We start from the raw sequence: 15,524 nt of genomic DNA on the forward strand, positions 1-15,524 counted from the left end.
CCTTCAATTGCAGCGGATTTCCGGTCCTGCATAGGAATTGCTCCGTTCCGCATATCAATCTAAGTGATAACTATTCTCATTAATGTGAATAATATCCCCGTGCCTACCGTCGCCCTTGGAGACCAGGGTGAGCGGAGCCACTAAAGGGATTACGCCCTCATAGATTCTTATTTTCTTGCACGGAGCTCTGGTTCGTTTTATGTCCGCCACCCTTTTACCCCCAACAAAAAAACATGTGCTCAAGCCGCTGGTGTATGCCTTGATTCTGGCCTCCTGGGCCGGGCAGACACAGGCTCACAGCGTGGGCAGCGCCCCGCCCTCCTCCCGTCAGGACGAGAGCCCGGAAGACACGAACCGAGCCACTCGTCTGGACACCATTACCGTCGTCCGTGAAACCCGCGATGAGGTCGGTAAAGCTGATGTATTCGAGAAAGACGTCTCCAATGTGTATGCAGGCAAAGAAGAAATCGAGCTGTACAAGGGCAGCTCCGTGGGGGACTTGTTCAAGGGTTTGAACGGAGTCTATGCGGGGGACTCGCGCAATAGCGGCGCGCTGGACCCGAACATTCGCGGTATCCAGGGTGAAGGCCGTATCCCGCTGACGATTGACGGAACGGAACAGGCCACATCCGTCTGGCTGGGACCGGCCGGGGTGGCCAACCGCAACTATGTTGACCCCAATATGATCAGCAGCATTCTGGTGGAAAAAGGCGTGTCGGCAACGTCGGGAGCCAGCGGGATTGGCGGATCGGTGCAGATCCGCACGCTGCAGGTGGAGGACATTGTTAAACCGGGCGAGACCTTCGGGATTGAGCTGAAGGCAGAGACGGCAACGAATTCGACCAAGCCCAATGAGCGGGCTTTTGGGATATTCGGAAAAGACTATCGCGATATTCCGGGGGCGGTCTTTGATAGAGGAGGCAGCAACAGCGTTGTTCTGCCTGACAACATCTCGGCAGACCGTATGCCGAAAGTCGGGAATAGTGGCAAGAACTTCAACTTTGAAGACCACTCCTATCGTCTGGCCATCGCCACACAACAAGAAAATTTTGACCTGCTAGCCGCCTACAGCTACCGCAGTCGCGGCAACTATTACAGCGGTAAAAAAGGTAGTGGCAAGTACGAGAACGACACCTGGCAAGAGGACGCAAATAGCGACTACAACCCGTCGTACTCCTTCCCCAGAGTGAGTTACATCGCCAAGTACTACCGTCCTGGTGAAGAAGTTCTGAACACATCCAGCGAACTGGAAACCACGCTGCTGAAAGGCACTTTGCGCCTACCTCATGATCAAGCCATTGATATGAGCTATATGCGCAGCAACCATACCTTTGGCGAAAACGTGCCATGGAACGTGGTCTGGGCAATCCACGCCTTGGATGGCTATGGCGACAAAAAACTTCTCCAAACCGAAAATCCGTATAGCAAGGTCAAACAGGACACCTGGAACCTGAACTACTCCTGGAACCCCGAAGGCAACCGTTTCATCAACCTGAAAGCAGGAGCCTGGATTACCCAAAGCGATAGTGAACGTCATCAAAATGGCGACATCATTTATGGAATCCAAGGCCAAGGTCTTAATTACGGACGCGATGGTGACTGGGACAACTACACAAATTGCCATGTCCTGGGCACGAACGGCTCTGAGTGCGCTTGGGTACCGCCCACCGCCCCAGAAAAGCTGCCCAATACAGACGGGCGTTTCAACATCATCCCCAGAGCTTTGCAAATTACCGACCATAGGCGTAGCGGGCTGAACCTGAGTAACGCCATGACTTTGCATCCAGCTTTGGACCTGAGCTTATCGGCGGATTTCACACGGGAAAAACTCAAGCAGCATGACGCTTCGGAGAAGCTCGAGAACCTGAATGAGTTGACCTGGGGTGTGAACCACATGGGGCCTCGTTCGGGGACCCGTCAGCAATGGAATTTTGGTTTTAACTTCGACTGGCGGCCTGTGGACTGGCTGCAGGTGAATGCTGGTGCACGCTATAGCGACTATTGGTCATACGACGACAAGCTGGCAGACATGCGTAGTCAGCAACATAAGAACTGGGCTATTCAGCCTGCCCTGAAGGGCTACAACTATCAAGTTCAGCGCTTAATGAGCAACCAAGAAGTTGCTGACTACGAAGGCCAAATCATCGAAAAAGAACTCCCTCTGTACAAGCAATATGAAGAAGACTGGCAGTTCATTTCCGATTTAGATCCAAGCATGCTGGAGGCCGTTTTCGGGCATACAAGCAAAAAATCATTTGAAGAAATCTTAGGCAATTCATTTCATAAAGGAAAAATTAACGGCTATCGCTATACCGAAGAAACGGTTTTTGTTCCCTCTGGAGAAAGCCACAAAGGTTTCACCGCCAATAACCCCTTCACCAATGGCGAAATTGATTCAACAGAGCAAGTCACCGATGCACAGGGGCAAAAGGGCACAGTAGATAAATACATTGCCTCGATCAGTAATCGTAAGCCTGTTTACCAAAACGAATCTGAAATACCCAACAAATGGGAAGAACCTAAAAAACAAAAAGACCATGCATGGGTTCCCCACATCGGGCTGACGGCCTTCATTACAGACGATATTCGTCTTTATGCCCGATACAACGAATTTGTACGTTTTCCAAGCCTGTTCGAGTCCTCCATGGCCTTGGCTGGCGGCAGCAAGCGCTCGACCGGAGCCGCGAATCGTCCTGAGCATGCCTACAACTGGGAAATCGGTTATGTCCACAATCTGAGCAGCTACTTTCCAAGCCTGGACTATGCAGACCTCAAGATCAATTACTTCAACAACCGGATCAAAGACTATATAGACCGGGATTGGGACTTCAATACCGTGCAGTTTGACGAGAAAAAGATGTCCGGTATTGAACTGCAAGCTCGCGTGGATAGCGGTAAATACTTTGCGAACTTTGGCGGCACATACCGCTTAAAGCAGCAGCTCTGCGACGCTGACTACGCCCAGACGTTTATGCCCATTCCTGGAGCCGCAGGAAGCAACAACATACCTGCCTGCGTTGATGGAGGCTTCCCCCGCACCTTTGCCAGAACCAGTCTGCAACCGCAGTACTCGCTAAACCTGGATGTCGGTGCACGCCTGCTGGAAAAGAAACTATTGCTTGGCGCACGCGCGGTGTATCACAGCGCCGCGAAAAACAAAGATGAAGGCCATTTTGGCCTGGGCTGGGGACTGAACAGAGCGAACTACTGGAACCCCATTTTGGTCTTTGATGCCTACGCCAGCTATCAGGTGCAGAAAAACCTGAATGTGGACCTGGCAATCAGCAATCTAAGCAATCAGTACTACCTGGACCCTATGGCCCGCACTTCTATGCCAGCCCCTGGACGAACGGTGCGCGTCGGTATGACTGCACGTTTTTAAGTTAATGGTTTTTTTTGGTCGTTTTCGTAAAAACGCCCTTTTTCTTCACTTAATGGAGTTCGTAATGAAAGCAAGTCTGAATGTACAAAAACTGGCTATTGTTTCGGCTTTCCTGCTGGCCTCCGCCAGCAGCTTCGCTGCCCCGGTAGCTGGTGGCGCTTCGAAAAAATTTGTAGTCGCTGATCAAGCATCTACCTTGATGGCTCCTGGAGAGGCTGGCATCTCCATGCCCGGTAAAGACCCTTACAGCACGAATCCAGCTGATCAATCAGGTGTGGTCAGCTTCAAGAGCGGTCCGATTTGGCAAACCAACACCGTCTTGGGCGGCGTAGACGGACATGGCTATATTCAAATGCCCGTTGGCACCAAAATCTCCGAAACATGGCGCCACACCATCACCAGCGGCGTGGGTGCTGGTACTCAAATTTACGCTTATCGCCAAATGAATAGCCCTCTGCCAACATTCCCCCATTTCGGCGGTGAGGTCGTTGCGAAGGTTCCTGGTCAAGAGGTGTATTTTGGTGAGTGGGCTCCGCGCGTCGCTAACCCCAGCCAAGGCAGCAGCACGGATCTGAACCTGAGCCATGCTGACCGCACGGTGTTCTACACCGGCGAAAATCCCACCACAGCCATGCCTAACCTGGTCAATGCCAAGTACGACGTTGTAGGTGTCAACCAATACAACCCTGGCACTCAAACCGGTATTTCCAAAGGTACCTTGACCGCTAACTACGGTGGTGGCACAGGCACGCTGGCAGGTCTGGTTGGTACCGTAATTTTCAATGGCGCGACCATTAGTTCCAACGGTACCTTCGCCAAAAACTTTACCGACTCGTCCAAAATTGAAGGACAGTTTTACGGTGCTGCCGCTGATGCGCTGGCTGGTATTTACTACAACACCCCTGGTGGCACTAAAGACATGGCCTTCGGCGGTGCCAAGCAGTAATCCGCCTCTGACAACACCCTAGTGTTGCCATAAGAAAAAAGGGATCGACACGCTCGATCCCCTTTCTCTCCGGACCCTGCGTCCATCTCCCCTTTTTCTGGCAAGGTTTTCATTCATGCATGGGCGAGCCCTTCCCCTTTTGTGCCTGCTGCTGGCCATGGCATCCAGCGCGGTGCAAGCCAACGACGACGACACGCGCCGACTTCTGAATCAAATCGACCGTAATCTGAACGAACGTGAACGCTCCCATTTAGTGGAAGAAACCCCGCCCGATGTAGACCCGTCGGCGCTCATCACCATCAACGGCACCACCTATAGCGTTGATGCCACGCTGACTGATCTGGAACCGGCCATTTATGTCGCCATCAATCTGCAGCAGTGGGCCAAGGTGGATCAGTTCGTGGAAAAGTATCAGGAGCTGCCCGGCCACAACCCTGCTTTGGTGCTGATGGCTCAAGGGATGGTGGCCCGTAGCAAGGACAATCACAGTCTGGCTATCCGCAAGCTGCGCCAGGCTCAAGAAAGCGATCCCACTATGATGCGCGCCAAACTGGAGCTGGCCCGCGTGCTGTTCGAGGACTATCAATCCAGCGAAGCCAAAGAACTGTTCAGCCAGATTTCCTCTGCCGGTATTCCTGATGAAGTACGGCCCGTGATTGAAGGTTTCCAGGGTGCCCTGCAAGACCGCAATGCCTGGCACGGTTCAGCCTCGATTGGCCTGGGCTACAACAGCAATATCAACAAAGAAAACGGCCAGCAAGACACCTTCTTCACCTGCTATTTCTTTGGGTGCTTTCCATCGGTGCGCAAGATGCCGGACCCGGTCAAATCCACGGCCATGGTCTACGACCTGACCTTGAACCGGCGTTTCCAGCTAAGCGGCAACCACAATCTGCTGCTGCGCGGCTTGAGCTACGGCAATCTGTACGACAAGCACAAGCAAGCCGAGCCCAAGAATATTTATTACAGCGACAACACCAGCATTATTTATGCGGGCTACAACTATCAGGACGCGAAAAACGATCTGTCGATTACGCCCCTGTTCGAGAACAATTACACCAATCGGCGCACCAGCTATCAATCCTGGGGTGGACGTGTGGACTGGAAGCACAATTTTAGCGACAGGCTGCAAGTGGGCGTGAATGCTCAACACAAGAGCCTGTCCTACAAAGGTGATTTACGGCAGTACTTTGAAGGCACCAAAGAGAACCAGCTAGGTTTGTACGGCTCGTATCTGATTGACGCCAAAACCGTGGTCTACGGGGGGCTGAACTACACCCGCAATTTGCAGTCGCAGCAAACCGCGCAAAGCCGCAGCTATATGGCAAACCTGGGAATGTACAGAGCCTTTGATGCGGGCTTCAACATCAACGCCACGGCACTGTACCGCCAGACCCGTCACGATGCCGAAGACTTGTTCTTGGGCGGGCTGCGCAAGGACCGTCAGCAGATTTATATCCTGAACGTGGGCATGCCACGCTTCGCGTTCCAAGGCATTACGCCCAATCTGTATGTGAAGCACACCTTCAACAACAGCAATATCGACTGGGCCTTCAAGTACAAGCAAACCGAAGTCGCGCTAAAGCTGGAAAAGCGCTTTTAAATTGCCTGGCTGCGGGGGTAGACCGCCTGGATTCTGCCTTAAGGAGCCTTGTTCTTGACTTCAAGGGTGGCTAAAGCATGAGACTATGTGCCACTAGCAAGGCCTTATGCCTGAATTTATCTTGTCCTGCTGGTTGCCGCCCAAGGCTGACATCGCGCACACAGGACAAAAAAAACCCACAAAAACTGCTCTGTGAAAGCCCCCTTGACCATCAGCCGGGATATAGTCGAGCAATCGATTTTCCTTAGCAGTCAGAATATTTACCCCCTGGAGTCTCTCCCAATGTTTGGCCAAGAAAAAGACACTCGCTCTGATACCAGCCCTCAAGACAGCGCCTTCCTGGAAGAAAAAGCCTTCCGCGCCCGTACCGTGCAGGTCTTTGGCACCATTACGGACAAGCTCGCTTCAGAAACCGTACGCAAGCTATTGGCATTGGATGCCGAATCCGACGCCCCCATCACCATGATCGTGTCCTCGCCGGGTGGCCACCTGGAATCGGGCGATGCCATCCATGATATGGTGCGTTTCATTTCCTCGCCCGTCACGATGGTCGGTACCGGCTGGGTGGGCAGCGCTGCTACTCACCTGTTCCTGGGTGCTGCCCGCGAACGCCGCTTCTGCCTGCCACAAACTCGCTTCCTGATTCACCAGCCCAGCGGTGGCGCCGGTGGTCAAGCCAGCGATATGGCTATTCAAGCGCAAGAAATCATGAAGGCTCGTGAGCGTATTGCCCAAGTAATCGCCCGTGAAACCGGCCAGCCTATTGAGCGTGTGCGTGATGACATCGAGCGCGACAAGTGGATGGCGGCCGACGAAGCCATTGAATACGGCTTGATCTCCCGCATTATTGAACGCCGCGACGAACTGAAGTAAGCACAACTCGGCAGTGACAAGGCCCCAGCATGCGGGACATAGCGAGCAAAACGTCTTGCATCCCTGCGTAAAGCCTTATCCAGCCTAAAAAGATGCCGCAAACTGGTTTTGCGGCGTTTTTTATTGCTATCGTTTGCGCTGCCTTATACCTCTACCTCCCTCCCGCCATACTGAAGATATGCTCATGGAAGAAACGATTCGAGTCGGCTGTGGTGCCGTTATCATGCAAAACGGCAAAATTCTGTTGCTCCAACGTGTACGTGCTCCAGAAGCCGGGCATTGGGGCATACCCGGCGGCAAGGTAGATTGGCTTGAAACGGTCGAACATGCTGTCAAGCGGGAGATCGAAGAAGAAGTAGGCCTGCGCATAGACAGCATGGAATTGCTGGCAAATGTGAACCAGATTGACGCTGACAAAGCCGAACACTGGGTAGCTCCCGTATACCGTGTGACTGCCTTTAGCGGCCAGCCCCTTGTACAAGAACCGGAGAAACACAGCGGCATGGACTGGTTTGATCTGAACGCACTGCCCGAACCCCTGACAATCGCCAGCAAGGTCGCGATTGCAGCCCTTCTAAAGCAGCCATCCAAGGTCTAAGCACACGCGGTCGTTGACTAAGTTTGGGGCCACATAAAGCGTCTGCCAGCCATTAGTGGGCATCTGGTTTTGTAATATACTTTTCCGCATGCGCGCCCTGGGTCCCCGTTTCGTACTTCGCCCTGTCCGAGTCTGGCAACTTCTGTTTTGCCTGGCTTTGCTGGCCTATGCCTGTCGCGCCATCATTCCTGCAGGCTATATGCCCAGCCGCTCAGCACAAGACAGTGGCTTTGCCATTACCTTCTGTACGGCCGGCAATAACGCCAACACCCTGTGGATTGATTTGCTGGGGCAAGCCGACCCGTCAGACTCAGACCCGCACCTGACTCAGCAAGACTGCCCTTTTGGCATTGCTGCCTCACCCGCGCTATTGCCGCCCCCAGACACCTCAGTACTGCTCAGTCTGCTTTCTTATCGGCCCATTCTACGGGTCGCCCTCAATCAGACACGGCCCGCCCTTCCCGCACAAGGCCCGCCTTTAGGCTCCCGCGCCCCGCCTGCTTTCCTCGCTTGATATGTCCTGCTGATCGTCCCTGTGATGGTCTCTATCTTTCTATCTTGCCGAGGTTTCTCATGTTGATGACTCGTATTTCTTACCGTGCCCTGGCGGGCGTGGCTGCTGTTCTGTTCACCTCTTCTGCCTACGCCCACGTTTCCTTGCAACTTAAGCAAGCCCCGGTGGCCAGCAGCTACAAAGCCGTTCTGACCGTGCCACATGGTTGCAAGGGCTCGCCCACCACCAAAATCCGTGTGCGTATTCCCGAAGGCGTAGTGGGCGTCAAGCCCCAGCCTAAAGCGGGCTGGACCTTGGAAACCGTCAAAGGCGAGTACAAGCAGCCCTACACCCGCTTTGGAGCAAAAGTCAGTTCCGGCGTTCAGGAAGTGGTTTGGGCCGGTGGCCCCTTGCCGGATGAACATTACGACGAGTTCGTCTTCATCAGCTATTTAAGTGATGAGCTCAAGCCCAACAGCACACTGTACTTCCCAGTCGTTCAAGAATGTGAGCAAGGAGTAGAACGCTGGATTGATCAATCGCCTCCCGGTCAAAAAGAAGCGGCTGACCACTCGGATGCCCCTGCCCCTGCGCTGCAATTGCTGCCCAAGCCATAAACCTATTGGTCGCTGAGGCATGCAGTCTGCGTGTCTCAGCCTGAAGGAGAAAGTATGCAAACGCAGCTTATGCGTGGGCGGGCAGCGTGGCACATCATCGGCTTATGGATGCTCGCTTTGTCTCTACTGGTGTGGACATCGCCGCTCTACGCTCATGCATCCTTAACGGCCAGTACGCCGCAGGCTGGCGAAGTATTGCCAACCGCCCCCCGGTCCGTCACCTTGAGCTTTAATGAATCTGTCTCGCCCTTGGTGATGCGACTGATTCATCCCGATGGTTCCACCCAAGCACTAAATGAAGCACAGGCACAAAACCAAAACGTAGAACTGGCCTTGCCCGCTCTGGAAGCAGAAGGCTCCTACGGAGTGAGCTGGCGAGTGATCTCTGCAGACGGACACCCGGTGGGCGGCACACTGATGTTTTCAATCGGCGCCCCCAGCACTACGGCTCTTGATGGTGGGAACACGCATCCATTTAGAAATGGGGTGATCTGGCTGTCCCGTTTGCTCGGCTATCTTGGCTTGTTTATAGGCATAGGCTGGACCCTCTACAAAGCCAAAATCCATACAGTGGGCGGGCTTTATGTCCAACAGCGTAACTATGCCTGGATGGCCTTGGCCGTCGCTGCGCTTGCCTTGTTGCTGAACCTGGGGCTGGTGGGCGTAGATGCACTGGATCTCGCCCCTAGTGCGCTGCTGACTGGCACGGTTTGGACTACGGCAGCGGACACCTCAATGGGGGTAGCTGTCATGCTGGGCTGGGCATCTTTGGCCTGTGCGGCGGGCTCTTGGCTCAGCAAACGAACAAGCGGCCAAGCCTGGCTGGCCACCGCTGCCGTGATCATCCTGGGGGCATCTTTATCGGCCAGCGGCCATGCCAGCACGGCCACACCTGCCTGGCTATCCCGCCCCGCTGTGTGGCTTCACGTTGTCGCGTTAACGCTGTGGATAGGCTCTTTATTACCTTTGGCCTTTGCTTTGAAACAGCAGCAGGAGTCCCGCTTGCTGGCCCACTTCTCGCGCTTGATTCCCATGGCTTTGATCGCCCTGACACTGAGCGGCGCGGCGCTGATTTACGTCCAGTTCGATCAGTTGTCCTCTTTGTGGGAAAGCGCCTACGGGCAGATATTGAGCATCAAACTGCTCCTGGTCGCCTTGCTGCTGGGTGTGGGGGCTTACAACCGCTACCACCTGACAGCCGCGGTTTTGAACCAGCACAGCCAGGCCCGGCACACCATGAGCCGCACCATCAAGTTGGAAATAGTGCTGGTCGTGTTGATTCTGGCGCTTGTCGCTTTGTGGCGCTTTACACCGCCCCCGCGCGCCTTGGCAACAGTAAACACGCCAGCCATTGCCACTCATGTTCATACCGAGGCAGGTATGGCTGATCTGGTTTACACCCCTGCCCATTCCAACCAAGCGGCCCATTTAAACCTGTCTTTATTCGAGCCTGATTTCAGCCCCTTAAAGGCTCAGGAAGTGGAAGTGATCTTCGCCAATCCACAAGCCGGGGTGGAAGCGATTTCCTACCCCGCCAGCGAAGACACACAAGGGCAATGGCAAGTCGGCCCGATTGATTTGCCTAACTTGCCCAGCTGGAATATTCGAATCCAGGTTCTGATCTCCGACTTCGAGCGCATTCATCTGGACAGCACGCTGGATTTGCATAAGCCCTGAATAGTGGACGGGCTGATCTCATCGCCCAGGAATCAATATGGGTTCCCGGGCGATGGCATGCCTCTGTAAAAGGACGGGTCTTGGGCTTAGGCCTTATTGCTCATCGCACCTAGCAAACAGTCCAGCGCCTGCTGATACAGACCCGCTGTCACTTGCCCCGACCCGTCCTGCGTCATGGAAGCAGGCAAACCACAACCATGAGCGTGATCGACCAGAATCGCCAGCCACAACTCCGCATCCGAGGTGAGATCCAGCAGCAAACTGCGCAGGCGCTCCGTAATCTGCCGTGTAACACCCGCAAAGGCTTCTGGCGCTGCAAAGATGGCCAAAGTCAGATGAGGGTGACGGCTCACAGCCTGCTGATAGCGCAACAAAATCTCCCGCAACTGAGCCTGGCGGTCTGCCTCCTGAGCCACGCCGTCCAGCACTTGGCCATAAACACGATCCGACAAGGCACGCAACAAACCGGCCCTGTCCGCGACGTGGTTATACAGACTCATGGGAGTCACGCCCAAGCGGCTTGCCAAGGCGCGCATGCTCAAGCCCTGCTCACCACTTTCATCCAATAAGGCCAGGCCTGCAGTCAAAATATCGTCCAAAATCAAGCCGCTTCCAGCGGCAGGACGCCCGCGCCCGCGGCTCATGATCGGCGCTTGTAGTGCGACTGCAGCAAGCCGGAAGGAAAGCTTTGGCTAGAAACCAGGCTCCAATCCATGTCTCGGCCTAGATCTCCAAATAAACGACGGCCTTCCCCGATCAGAACCGGCATAGTGGAAATAATCATGTCCCGCACCAATCCAGCGCGTAAAAAGGATTGAATAAGCTGGCCGCCGTCTACATACACACGATGCAAATTCTCTGCGGCTAACTGTGCCATCACTTGTTCAGGCGTCTGATCAGAAAAGCGCAACTTGCCTTGCAGGGCCTCTGGCACTGGCGTGCCCACCAACTGGCTGGACAAGACCACGACAGGCAATTCATAAGGCCAAGCCTCAAATGTCACTACTTTTTCATAGGTTCCGCGCCCCATCACAACCGCCTCTTTATCCGCAATAAAAGCCTGATAACCGTGGTCTTCCGCAGGGTCGCTGCGTTCCAGCAACCAAGAGATGTCACCGTCTGGCTTGGCTATGAAGCCATCCAGGCTGGTGCCGATAAAAACGTGTGCTGTGCTCATCGCCTATTCCTTTAAATATACGATGTATATTTTATAGAGAAAACCATTGTTCCACAGCACAATTTATGGAAAGAATAACTAAGCAGCCTTTACGGCTTAAACAGGCCGGCTCGGAACTACCCACAAAACAGGCCGCATCAAGCGGCCCGTTTCATGAGGATGTTTTTTAGTAAAAACGGTTTATGTCCGCGTAACCCTGACCGGTAAGCACCGTATCGCCCACCATCTAAACTGGTTTCAAACCTATCGGAACCAGCTTTTACACCTTGGCATCGATAGACCTTGGAATACGGCGGCTCCGCATTGCTTAGTGCATCAAAAAGCGATCCGCCTCCGCACGCGCCTGGCCCTCATCCACTACAAAGGCAAAGCGCAATCCCAGCACGCGGCCCAGGGTATGTTGCGCCAGACGCGCTGCGGCCGGGATCGCTCGGCCTTGAGTAATCACCACCATTCCGGCACATAGATCTTTCAGCCGCTGCTTATTGTGTTTGAAAAACAAAGCGCGCTGTTTGCGATCCTCGTGGCTGTCTTCCTGGCTATGATCCTCACCTCCCAAGCGCTCCGTCAGCAAGACAAAACGCTGGCCCCGGTTCAGCAGCGCCTCCAACTGATGCTGGGCCTGTTGCGGTGTTTGCAACTGATCCTGCTCTCTTAAAAACACCAAGGGGAACTGGGTATCATCCACTTGCATGGCTCTCTCCTGAGAATTAATAAAAACAGCCAATGTCAAAGCGTCGAACCCCCTGGTAGGCCGTGCCCCCAAAAGCATGCATCAAGCCGCAAGGCAGATAGAGCCAAGCGGTATCACGCAAAAGATAAGGCCTGACGGTTCCACCTTCCCCTCTTCTCACAGCCTGGACTCCACAAAGTCACGCAGTTGCGGATCACGGATTTCCAGCGTCTCGAACAAGCCCAAGGCTTTCAAAGCGGGTAAAGCCGCAATAATGTCATTCAAGGCTTGCTGACGCTGTAGGTCGCTCAGATCAGCTTGGCGCAAAGTGGCCGCATTGGCCAGAAACGCACCCACCGTTCCCTTGCGGATCGTGGTGCCGTCAATCTGAATCTCGTTGCTGTGGTCGGGAAGAATGTCTTGGGCGTGCATCTGGAAACTCCGTTGTTCATCAAGGTTTCCAGTGTATGCAGAAAGGTTTTGGCGGCTATATACTATATCGGTCAATTAATATCATAAATACGCCATGACTGAACGCAAGCTGGGTTTGCATGATTATTTGAACCGGCGTGGCCATCCGACCCTATTCGCCATACAGGGCAATTACGATGCCGAGCTTTCTTCCCACCCTCATCAACACGAACGCGGACAGCTGTTTGGCTCGCTGCGCGGACTTTTGTCGGTAGGGGTGGAAGATGCCGTGTGGGTTGTACCCGCCATTCACGCTGTCTGGCTCCCCCCACGCACCCTGCACTCCGGCCAATCTCATGGCCCTTTTCATGGCTGGAGTGTGTACGTGGACGAAGGGGCCTGTGACGACCTGCCCCAACAAGCCTGCACCCTGCGTACCTCCGGCTTATTGCTGGAGGCCGTTTTACGCGCCTGCAATTGGGAACCGATCAGCCCAGACCCCTTGCCCGACCCCCAGGCCCATATTGCCGCTGTGATTCTGGATGAAATCCGCAGCCTGCCCATCGAACCTTTTGGCCTGCCCTTGCCCCAAGATCCCCGCTTGCAACGTATTGCCCGCGCCCTGATCGCCGACCCTAGCGATGACAGTGGCATGGAGCATTGGGCGGACTGGGCTGCCGTCAGCCTGCGCACACTCAGCCGCCGTTTCGTGACGGAAACCGGCTTTAACTTCACCGCCTGGCGCCAACGTGCCCGTCTGATGCGCTCCCTGGAAATGCTGGCCGCCGGGGTCCCGGTAGCCACCATTGCGTACGACCTGGGTTATTCCAGCCCCAGTGCCTTCATCAGCCTGTTCAAACGTAGCTTTGGACAAACACCGGCGAACTATCGGAATCAGCTTTGAACGCTGTTTTAACCACCTATCTGAGCACCCAGGCAAACTGAAATCCGGTTAGCCGCCTCCACAGTCAGCTGCGCCATTTCCTCAACCGAAGGAGCATTACTGACCTGTGTGGGTCTGCCTGCACTTACAGCCGCAATCACACGCCCTGTGAAGTTATAAATAGGCGCTGCCACAGAGACCGTTCCCCGGAATGAGCCATCTTCGGAAATTGCGTAGCCTTGCTGGCGGATGGCAATAATTTCCTCTACCAGGGATTCCCGTTTGGAAATATCAAAAGCAGAAAAACGCTTTTCCGCATAACGGCCCAATTTTTCGTAGATCTCATCGTCGGGCAGGTCCGCCAGGAGCACTTTGCCCATGGCAGTCGTCGCCAGTGGAACCTCTGAGCCCGGTGCGATACGGATATCGTAGTGGCCATAATCTTGAATCGTAATCAGGTACACCACGCTCAAGTCACGTGCTACGCCCAAAAATGCGTTCAAGCGATGGGCATCGACCAAGTTACGCAAAACAGGCGGCGCACAAGTCTCAATACGCGCAGAGCGCAGATAGGTACGGCCTACTTCAAAGGCTTCATAGCCGATCCGGTACTTGCCGGTTTCTGGATTTTTATCCAAGTAATTCAGTTCAGACATCGAACTCACTAATCGGTGCACAACCGCCAACGCCAGCCCTGTCTCCCGAGCTAGGTCACGAATTCCGATCTCTCCCCCGCAATGAGCGATATGACTGAGCAATCGCAGACCCTTGGTCATGACCTGGCTGCCACTACCCTCTGCCGCTCCTTCTCGCTTGGTTTTTGCTTTCTCTGTTGCCACCGTGCGTCCTTTTACAAAAAAACATCGTTCCGATTATCGGAAACTTGATCCGATATTGTCAATAAAAAATAGGGGAATGAAGCGAAAAAACACCCTTGTATTTAGTAAAAACCCTAAATTGACAGCATAATCAGTACGATTAAGATAGTCATATTACTTCGGAACAGCGTTCCTTTAAACGGAACGCTTATAAAATTTTCTTATTTTTTACTTTTATAGCAGGAGCGGTAATGAAGGTCATCCTATTTCATGAGGCGATTTGTCCCGCTGGCACCAGTTGGGCTCAGCGCTACAAAGAAGTCGTGAACGAAGCAGTTCATGCCGAACATTGCGGTTTCGATGGCTATGCCATGTCCGAACAGCACTTTGCCAGCGGTGAAGCCATTACCTCGGCACCCGAAATCGTGCTGCCCTATGTGGCTGCCCTCACCAAGAAGCTGCGGCTGCGCATTGCATCGGTCAACTTGCTGCCCTATAACCACCCTATCCGCATCATCGAGCAAATGGCCACCCTGGACTTGCTGTCCGGCGGCCGTGCCGAACTCGGTGGCGCACGCTCCAATAACCCTTACACCCTGGATGCCTTTGGCGTCGATCCCAAGCTCACCCGCGAATACCGGGACGAATTCCTGCAGATTATTGGCAAAGGCTTCACACAAGAAAAACTGGAACACAAAAGCGAGTTTTATGACATTCCAGCCCGCCGTATTTCACCCTGGCCCGTAGGCCGCCGCCCCGTCCCCGTCCATCTGTCCACAACCAGCCTGGAATCCCATCAGGAAGCAGGCGAAATGGGGGTGGGTGCCATGAGTGGCCTAAGTATCCTGGGCTGGGAATATGCCCAAGCATGTATTGATGCCTACCGCAAAGGAGCTGAGAGCGCCCAGAACATTACCGGCCTGATCACCAAACGCCAAGGTCTGTTCTCCGTCGGCGTCAACTGCCACGCAGATCGGGCCACCGCCTTAAAACAGACCGAAGAGAACACCTTGCGCTTTGTGGAGGTCATCATGGACTGGATGACCAAGCTGGCCAGTCGCTCAGCGGGGTATGAGTACTTCGCTCAAATCGAACGTATCCGCGCCAATATGCATGATTTGAACTATCTCGTGGATAGCTCGCCCTACATCATGGCCGGCACACCGGACGATCTCATCGCCCGCTGCGAACGCCTGCACAAAATGGGAATTGACGATCTGATCTGGCGTATCGACGGCATGGGCCACGACAACAATAAAAAGGCCTTGGAAATTATTGGCAAAGAGGTTCTGCCTGTGGTTCAGAGCTGGTCCGAGCATAGCTACTCCACACCCAGCTCAAGCTGGACACAAGACTAAAAGCCCGCAAAGGGA

15 protein-coding genes are annotated in these 15,524 nt (G+C 54.1%); 10 read left to right on the plus strand and 5 right to left on the minus strand.

Annotation, left to right across the window (positions count from 1 at the left end; genetic code table 11):
* The first annotated feature begins 199 nt into the window (after window positions 1-199).
* The 8 genes from AC1RSM_RS06395 (at window position 200) to AC1RSM_RS06430 (ending at window position 10,189) form a co-directional block, all read left to right on the plus strand.
* Entirely contained in the window at window positions 200-3,382 is a 3,183-nt protein-coding gene (locus AC1RSM_RS06395; protein WP_492930572.1) for a TonB-dependent receptor domain-containing protein, read from the plus strand.
* A gap of 64 nt (window positions 3,383-3,446) precedes the next feature.
* Window positions 3,447-4,328 carry a Slam-dependent surface lipoprotein gene (locus AC1RSM_RS06400; protein WP_492930574.1) on the plus strand — a complete coding sequence of 294 codons (882 nt, stop codon included), beginning with the start codon at window positions 3,447-3,449 and terminating at the stop codon, window positions 4,326-4,328.
* 115 nt (window positions 4,329-4,443) lie between these two features.
* Window positions 4,444-5,931 carry a surface lipoprotein assembly modifier gene (locus tag AC1RSM_RS06405; RefSeq protein ID WP_492930576.1) on the plus strand — a complete coding sequence of 496 codons (1,488 nt, stop codon included), beginning with the start codon at window positions 4,444-4,446 and terminating at the stop codon, window positions 5,929-5,931.
* Between the two features lie 282 nt (window positions 5,932-6,213).
* Complete coding sequence (locus AC1RSM_RS06410) at window positions 6,214-6,804, plus strand: ATP-dependent Clp protease proteolytic subunit (RefSeq protein ID WP_492930578.1); 591 nt, start codon at window positions 6,214-6,216, stop codon at window positions 6,802-6,804.
* A gap of 184 nt (window positions 6,805-6,988) precedes the next feature.
* Window positions 6,989-7,402: an NUDIX hydrolase gene (locus tag AC1RSM_RS06415; protein ID WP_492930580.1), complete on the plus strand. Its 414-nt coding sequence runs from the start codon at window positions 6,989-6,991 to the stop codon at window positions 7,400-7,402.
* Between the two features lie 88 nt (window positions 7,403-7,490).
* A complete protein-coding gene (locus AC1RSM_RS06420) occupies window positions 7,491-7,916 on the plus strand; it encodes a DUF2946 family protein (protein ID WP_492930582.1) in 426 nt (141 codons plus the stop codon).
* A 65-nt stretch (window positions 7,917-7,981) separates the two neighbouring features.
* Entirely contained in the window at window positions 7,982-8,512 is a 531-nt protein-coding gene (locus AC1RSM_RS06425; RefSeq protein WP_492930584.1) for a YcnI family copper-binding membrane protein, read from the plus strand.
* 54 nt (window positions 8,513-8,566) lie between these two features.
* Window positions 8,567-10,189: a copper resistance CopC/CopD family protein gene (locus tag AC1RSM_RS06430; RefSeq protein WP_492930586.1), complete on the plus strand. Its 1,623-nt coding sequence runs from the start codon at window positions 8,567-8,569 to the stop codon at window positions 10,187-10,189.
* A gap of 86 nt (window positions 10,190-10,275) precedes the next feature.
* Here AC1RSM_RS06430 and AC1RSM_RS06435 read toward each other — a convergent pair whose 3' ends face one another.
* The 4 genes from AC1RSM_RS06435 to AC1RSM_RS06450 form a co-directional block, all read right to left on the minus strand.
* Window positions 10,276-10,833 carry a TetR/AcrR family transcriptional regulator gene (locus AC1RSM_RS06435; RefSeq protein WP_492930588.1) on the minus strand — a complete coding sequence of 186 codons (558 nt, stop codon included), beginning with the start codon at window positions 10,831-10,833 and terminating at the stop codon, window positions 10,276-10,278.
* On the minus strand, window positions 10,830-11,366 hold the full coding sequence (locus tag AC1RSM_RS06440) for a dihydrofolate reductase family protein (RefSeq protein WP_492930590.1): 537 nt from the start codon (window positions 11,364-11,366) through the stop codon (window positions 10,830-10,832). Before AC1RSM_RS06440 ends, AC1RSM_RS06435 begins: the two co-directional genes overlap by 4 nt.
* Before the next feature lie 307 nt (window positions 11,367-11,673).
* On the minus strand, window positions 11,674-12,060 hold the full coding sequence (locus AC1RSM_RS06445; protein ID WP_492930592.1) for a hypothetical protein: 387 nt from the start codon (window positions 12,058-12,060) through the stop codon (window positions 11,674-11,676).
* Window positions 12,061-12,216: 156 nt separating this feature from the next.
* Window positions 12,217-12,471, minus strand: a complete 255-nt coding sequence (locus tag AC1RSM_RS06450) for a hypothetical protein (RefSeq protein ID WP_492930594.1) — start codon at window positions 12,469-12,471, stop codon at window positions 12,217-12,219.
* A gap of 94 nt (window positions 12,472-12,565) precedes the next feature.
* Here AC1RSM_RS06450 and AC1RSM_RS06455 point away from each other — a divergent pair, with 94 nt between their 5' ends.
* The gene (locus tag AC1RSM_RS06455; protein ID WP_492930596.1) at window positions 12,566-13,354 is read left to right on the plus strand and encodes an AraC family transcriptional regulator; all 789 of its coding nucleotides are present in this window, start codon (window positions 12,566-12,568) and stop codon (window positions 13,352-13,354) included.
* Window positions 13,355-13,362: 8 nt separating this feature from the next.
* Here AC1RSM_RS06455 and AC1RSM_RS06460 read toward each other — a convergent pair whose 3' ends face one another.
* A complete protein-coding gene (locus AC1RSM_RS06460; protein ID WP_492930598.1) occupies window positions 13,363-14,172 on the minus strand; it encodes an IclR family transcriptional regulator in 810 nt (269 codons plus the stop codon).
* 230 nt (window positions 14,173-14,402) lie between these two features.
* On the opposite strand from AC1RSM_RS06460, the gene AC1RSM_RS06465 reads away from it, so the two are divergent.
* A complete protein-coding gene (locus AC1RSM_RS06465) occupies window positions 14,403-15,509 on the plus strand; it encodes an LLM class flavin-dependent oxidoreductase (protein WP_492930600.1) in 1,107 nt (368 codons plus the stop codon).
* Window positions 15,510-15,524 lie beyond the last annotated feature (15 nt).

Source organism: Alcaligenes sp. GW821-FHT11D07, assembly GCF_058808495.1.

Coding starts and splice junctions, on each gene's coding strand:
- AC1RSM_RS06395 (WP_492930572.1), top strand. CDS start 200: ATGTCCGCCACCCTTTTACCCCCAACAAAAAAACATGTGCTCAAGCCG.
- AC1RSM_RS06400 (WP_492930574.1), top strand. CDS start 3,447: ATGAAAGCAAGTCTGAATGTACAAAAACTGGCTATTGTTTCGGCTTTC.
- AC1RSM_RS06405 (WP_492930576.1), top strand. CDS start 4,444: ATGCATGGGCGAGCCCTTCCCCTTTTGTGCCTGCTGCTGGCCATGGCA.
- AC1RSM_RS06410 (WP_492930578.1), top strand. CDS start 6,214: ATGTTTGGCCAAGAAAAAGACACTCGCTCTGATACCAGCCCTCAAGAC.
- AC1RSM_RS06415 (WP_492930580.1), top strand. CDS start 6,989: ATGGAAGAAACGATTCGAGTCGGCTGTGGTGCCGTTATCATGCAAAAC.
- AC1RSM_RS06420 (WP_492930582.1), top strand. CDS start 7,491: ATGCGCGCCCTGGGTCCCCGTTTCGTACTTCGCCCTGTCCGAGTCTGG.
- AC1RSM_RS06425 (WP_492930584.1), top strand. CDS start 7,982: ATGACTCGTATTTCTTACCGTGCCCTGGCGGGCGTGGCTGCTGTTCTG.
- AC1RSM_RS06430 (WP_492930586.1), top strand. CDS start 8,567: ATGCAAACGCAGCTTATGCGTGGGCGGGCAGCGTGGCACATCATCGGC.
- AC1RSM_RS06435 (WP_492930588.1), bottom strand. CDS start 10,833: ATGAGCCGCGGGCGCGGGCGTCCTGCCGCTGGAAGCGGCTTGATTTTG.
- AC1RSM_RS06440 (WP_492930590.1), bottom strand. CDS start 11,366: ATGAGCACAGCACACGTTTTTATCGGCACCAGCCTGGATGGCTTCATA.
- AC1RSM_RS06445 (WP_492930592.1), bottom strand. CDS start 12,060: ATGCAAGTGGATGATACCCAGTTCCCCTTGGTGTTTTTAAGAGAGCAG.
- AC1RSM_RS06450 (WP_492930594.1), bottom strand. CDS start 12,471: ATGCACGCCCAAGACATTCTTCCCGACCACAGCAACGAGATTCAGATT.
- AC1RSM_RS06455 (WP_492930596.1), top strand. CDS start 12,566: ATGACTGAACGCAAGCTGGGTTTGCATGATTATTTGAACCGGCGTGGC.
- AC1RSM_RS06465 (WP_492930600.1), top strand. CDS start 14,403: ATGAAGGTCATCCTATTTCATGAGGCGATTTGTCCCGCTGGCACCAGT.